Genomic DNA, 4,250 nt, shown 5'->3' with positions numbered 1-4,250 from the left:
ACGGCGTCGCAGAATCGACGACGCCAGCTAACCGCGCCGCCTGATCGGCCCCATCACCCAATTTCGGCCATAGCTCTCAGCGTCAAGGAGCGGACGCACTCTCCGGCGGAGACGTCCAGCGATATGAGGTTCGCGCATAGCATTAGCAATTCGCGTATACACAACGCGCCTCATGGTTCTGGGCCCGTTCCTGCCCTCATGAGAACAGCTCCTGCGCTTTGACAAGGGCACCCGCCAGCGCATCGATCTCTTCATAGGTGTTGTAGAGGGCGAACGAAGCGCGGCACGTTGCTGGCACGCCAAACCGCTCGAGCAGCGGCATCGCGCAATGGGTCCCGGCGCGCACCGCCACGCCTGCACGATCGATGACGGTGGCAAAATCGTGCGCATGCGACTTTCATATCGAAGGAGATGATTGCGCCCTTCTCAGCCGCCGTTCCAATAATGCGTAAGGGATTGATGCCTCGCAGCTTCTCCTGCGCATAAGCAAGCAGTGCGCTCTCGTGCTTGTGGATCTGTGGCTTGCCTATTGAATTGATATAGTCCACAGCCGCGCCCAGACCGATCGCCTCGACGATCGGGGGAGTTCCAGCCTCAAACCGGTGAGGTGGATCACCATATGTGACACCGTCACGCGAGACCTCGCGGATCATCTCGCCGCCACCGTTGAACGGCGGCATCGACGCCAGATGCGCATATTTGCCGTAAAGCACGCCGATACCGGTCGGCCCATAAAGTTTGTGGCCCGTCATCACGTAAAAATCGCAATCAATGTCGCGGACATCAACATCCAGATGGACGCAGCCTTGCGAGCCGTCGACCAACACCTCGATGCCGCGCGCATGCGCGATCCTCACGATCTCCTTCACCGGCAGGACAGTGCCGAGCGCGTTGGACATCTGTGTGATCGCAACCATTTTGGTGCGCTCGGTCAGAAGCCGCTCGAACTCCTCCAGGAGAAAATTGCCCTCGTCGTCCACTGGCGCCCATTTGATGACAACGCCGTGGCGTTCCCTCAGAAAATGCCAGGGCACGATGTTGGCGTGGTGCTCCATGATCGAGAGAACAATCTCATCCCGGGGTGAGATGCGCTCGCGGCCGAAAGTCTGGGCGACCAGATTGATCGCCTCGGTAGCGCTACGAGTAAGACAAACTCTTCGGTGCGGCGCGCGTTGAGGAACTGCGCCACTTTGGTGCGGGCGCCCTCATAGGCCTCGGTCGCGGCGTTAGCCAGATAGTGCAGACCGCGATGCACGTTGGCATATTCGGACGTGTAAGCCTGCATCATGCGATCGAGCACCGCCTTTGGCTTCTGCGCCGAGGCGGCGTTATCGAGATAGACCTGCGGCTGCCATAGACCTGCAGCGCCAGCGCCGGAAAGTCCTCGCGCACCCGCGCAACATCGTAAGCGCCGTTGGCGACCGCCGGATGCGCGCTCATCCCCTCGCCTCCAGCCAGCGCTCGGCCAGTACTATCACGAATTCGCGTAACCTCCCGTCGGCGATTTCCTCGATAGCTTCGCCGAGGAAAGCCTGGACCAAGAGCGCCTGTGCCTCCTTCCCGGAAAGGCCGCGTGCGCGTAGATAGAACAGCAGAGTCTCATCCAGTGCGCCGGATGCCGCGCCATGGCCGCAGGTGACATCGTCGGCAAAGATCTCCAGCTCCGGCTTGTTGTCGGCTTCAGCCTCGTCGGACAGCAAAAGCGCACGCGTCATCATCCTGCCGTCCGTCTTCTGTGCATCAGGACGCACGATGATGCGGCCCTGGAATACCGAGTGGCCGCGGTCGTCGACGGCCGCGCGGAAATTCGCCCGGCTCGTGCAATGCGGCACAGCGTGGTTGACGACCAAGGTCGTGTCACCATGCTGTTTGTCCCTCAGCAGGTTGATGCCGTTGACGGAGAGCTCGGCGCCCTCGCCCGCCAATGTGATGAATGCCTGGTATCGGCTCACAGCACCACCACAGATCATGCTGAACAATTTGAGTTTCGCGCTCGCCCCGAGCGCGAACAATCCGGAGGAAATGTTGGTGGCGTCCGCCCCGTCCGCCAGAACGTGCAGATGGGCAAGATTGGCCGCCTCACCAACCGAGACGATCACCGCATCATTGGCCTGATGGTTGCGGGCGCCTTCGGCCGCCACAAAGCTTTCGACCACGGCCGCCTGCGCGCCCTTGCCAAGCCTCAGATGCGAGCGAGTGAAGCTTGACGCCGACGAGGTGGTTGCGACATGGACGATTTGAATCGGTCGGGATAACTCGGTGCCGTCGGTGACCGTGATGACCACGCCGTCGGTCACCATCGCGGCATTGAGCGAGATCACCGCATCCGTCGTTGCGGTCAGCAGCAGGTCGCCTCTCCCCTCGTTAGCTGGATCGTCCAGAACTTCGCGCAGCGTGCGCACGTTGACGCTCTGGCCCAACTCGGCGATGTCGGAGAGATTGGGCGCGAACAAACCATCGACGAGCACTAGCTTCGCTGCGCCCTCGATCGCTCCCTTCTCGACGGCAGCTTGCGCGACTGCAGCCCTTGCCCGCGCGAGCGCAGCCGCATCCGGTTGCGGCGCGAGCGGTAGGACGTGGCGCATTAGCGCGCGCAGGTCGGTGTATCTCCATTCCTCGCTCCGCCGGTGCGGTAAGCCGACGCGCTTGTAAGCGTCGAATGCCCTCGCGCGGATGTCGGCAACAGAGCCTGCGCCGGGCAGCCGTCCGTTGGCCTTGACGAACACATTGCCCACCGCGCGTCCGGGATCGGTTTTTGACAGAACCAGGTTCATCGAAAACTCCTTGCGCTCTCTAGGCCGCGTGCTCGAACGGAGCGTAGCCGGCGGCCTCGAGCTCCAGCGCGAGATGCTTGTCGCCGCTCTTCACGACACGCCCCTTCGCCATCACGTGCACATAGTCCGGCACGATGTAGTTGAGCAGGCGCTGGTAGTGGGTGATCACGACCATGGCACGCTCGGGCGAGCGCAGCGCGTTGACGCCGTCGGCCGCGATCCTCAGCGCGTCGATGTCGAGGCCGGAATCCATTTCATCGAGGATACAGAGGCTCGGCTCGAACAGCGCCATCTGCAGGATCTCGTTGCGCTTCTTTTCGCCGCCGGAGAAGCCGACATTGACGCCGCGCTTGAGCATGTCCTGCGGGATGTTGAGCGACTTTGCGACCTCGCGGACCTTCTTCAGGAAGTCCGGCGTCGAATATTCGCTCTCGCCGCGCGCCTTGCGCTGCGCATTCAGCGCGGTGCGCAGGAAGTTCATGGTGGCGACCCCGGGGATTTCGACCGGATACTGGAACGCCAGAAACACGCCCTTGGCGGCGCGCTCGTCCGGCGCCATCTCCAAGAGGTCCTCGCCGCGGAACAGGATCTGTCCGCCCGTGACCTCATAGCCGGGCTTGCCGGCGATGACGTGCGAGAGCGTCGATTTGCCGGAGCCGTTCGGCCCCATGATCGCGTGGACCTCGCCCGGATTCACGCTCAACGACAGGCCGTGGAGGATTTCGCGATCCTCGACACGAACCTGGAGATCTTTCACTTCAAGCAATGCCATTACAGTTTTCCTAGGGTAGCATCCTCAAGGCGCCGCTACGGCAGGCCCGCCAGGGATGAGGATTATCCAACCGAACCTTCGAGCGAGATCGAGATCAGCTTCTGCGCCTCGACCGCGAACTCCATCGGGAGCTGCTGCAGCACGTCCTTGACGAAGCCGTTGACGACGAGGCCGACCGCTTCCTCCTGGCTCAGTCCGCGCTGCACGCAGTAGCACAGGACATCCTCGGAGATCTTCGAGGTCGTCGCCTCGTGCTCGAACGTCGCCGACGAGTTCTTCGCCTCGACGTAAGGCACGGTGTGCGCGCCGCATTTGTCGCCGATCAAAAGCGAGTCGCAGGCGGTGTAGTTGCGCGCGCCGGTGGCTTTGCGGTGCGCGGTGACGAGGCCGCGATAGGTGTTCTGCGACTTGCCGGCGGCGATGCCCTTGGAGATGATGCGGCTCGAGGTGTTCTTGCCGAGATGGATCATCTTGGTGCCCGAGTCGACCTGCTGGTAACCGTTCGAGATCGCGATCGAGTAGAACTCGCCGCGCGAATTGTCGCCGCGCAGGATACAGCTCGGATATTTCCAGGTAATGGCGGAACCGGTCTCGACCTGGGTCCAGGAAATCTTCGAGTGGTCGCCACGGCAGTCGCCACGCTTGGTGACGAAGTTGTAGATGCCGCCCTTGCCTTCCGAGTTGCCGGGATACCAGTTCTGCAC

Annotated in this window: 3 protein-coding genes and 1 pseudogene; all 4 read right to left on the bottom strand. The window is 62.2% G+C overall.

Annotation, left to right across the window (positions count from 1 at the left end):
- Nucleotides 1-196: 196 nt before the first annotated feature.
- Nucleotides 197-1,440: pseudogene (locus AC5ZG1_RS43550) on the bottom strand (cysteine desulfurase).
- Nucleotides 1,437-2,774 carry a Fe-S cluster assembly protein SufD gene (gene sufD / locus AC5ZG1_RS43545; protein ID WP_455998932.1) on the bottom strand — a complete coding sequence of 446 codons (1,338 nt, stop codon included), beginning with the start codon at nucleotides 2,772-2,774 and terminating at the stop codon, nucleotides 1,437-1,439. Before sufD ends, AC5ZG1_RS43550 begins: the two are co-directional and overlap by 4 nt.
- A 19-nt stretch (nucleotides 2,775-2,793) precedes the next feature.
- On the bottom strand, nucleotides 2,794-3,546 hold the full coding sequence (gene sufC / locus AC5ZG1_RS43540; RefSeq protein ID WP_028169395.1) for a Fe-S cluster assembly ATPase SufC: 753 nt from the start codon (nucleotides 3,544-3,546) through the stop codon (nucleotides 2,794-2,796).
- A 62-nt stretch (nucleotides 3,547-3,608) separates the two neighbouring features.
- Nucleotides 3,609-4,250: SufD family Fe-S cluster assembly protein (locus AC5ZG1_RS43535; RefSeq protein ID WP_496136484.1), on the bottom strand; the 642-nt coding region annotated here is incomplete at its 5' end.

The organism is Bradyrhizobium sp. Leo78 (assembly GCF_059512425.1).
This window is presented reverse-complemented; position numbering and strand designations above follow the sequence as displayed.

Coding starts and splice junctions, on each gene's coding strand:
- sufC (WP_028169395.1), bottom strand. CDS start 3,546: ATGGCATTGCTTGAAGTGAAAGATCTCCAGGTTCGTGTCGAGGATCGC.
- sufD (WP_455998932.1), bottom strand. CDS start 2,774: ATGAACCTGGTTCTGTCAAAAACCGATCCCGGACGCGCGGTGGGCAAT.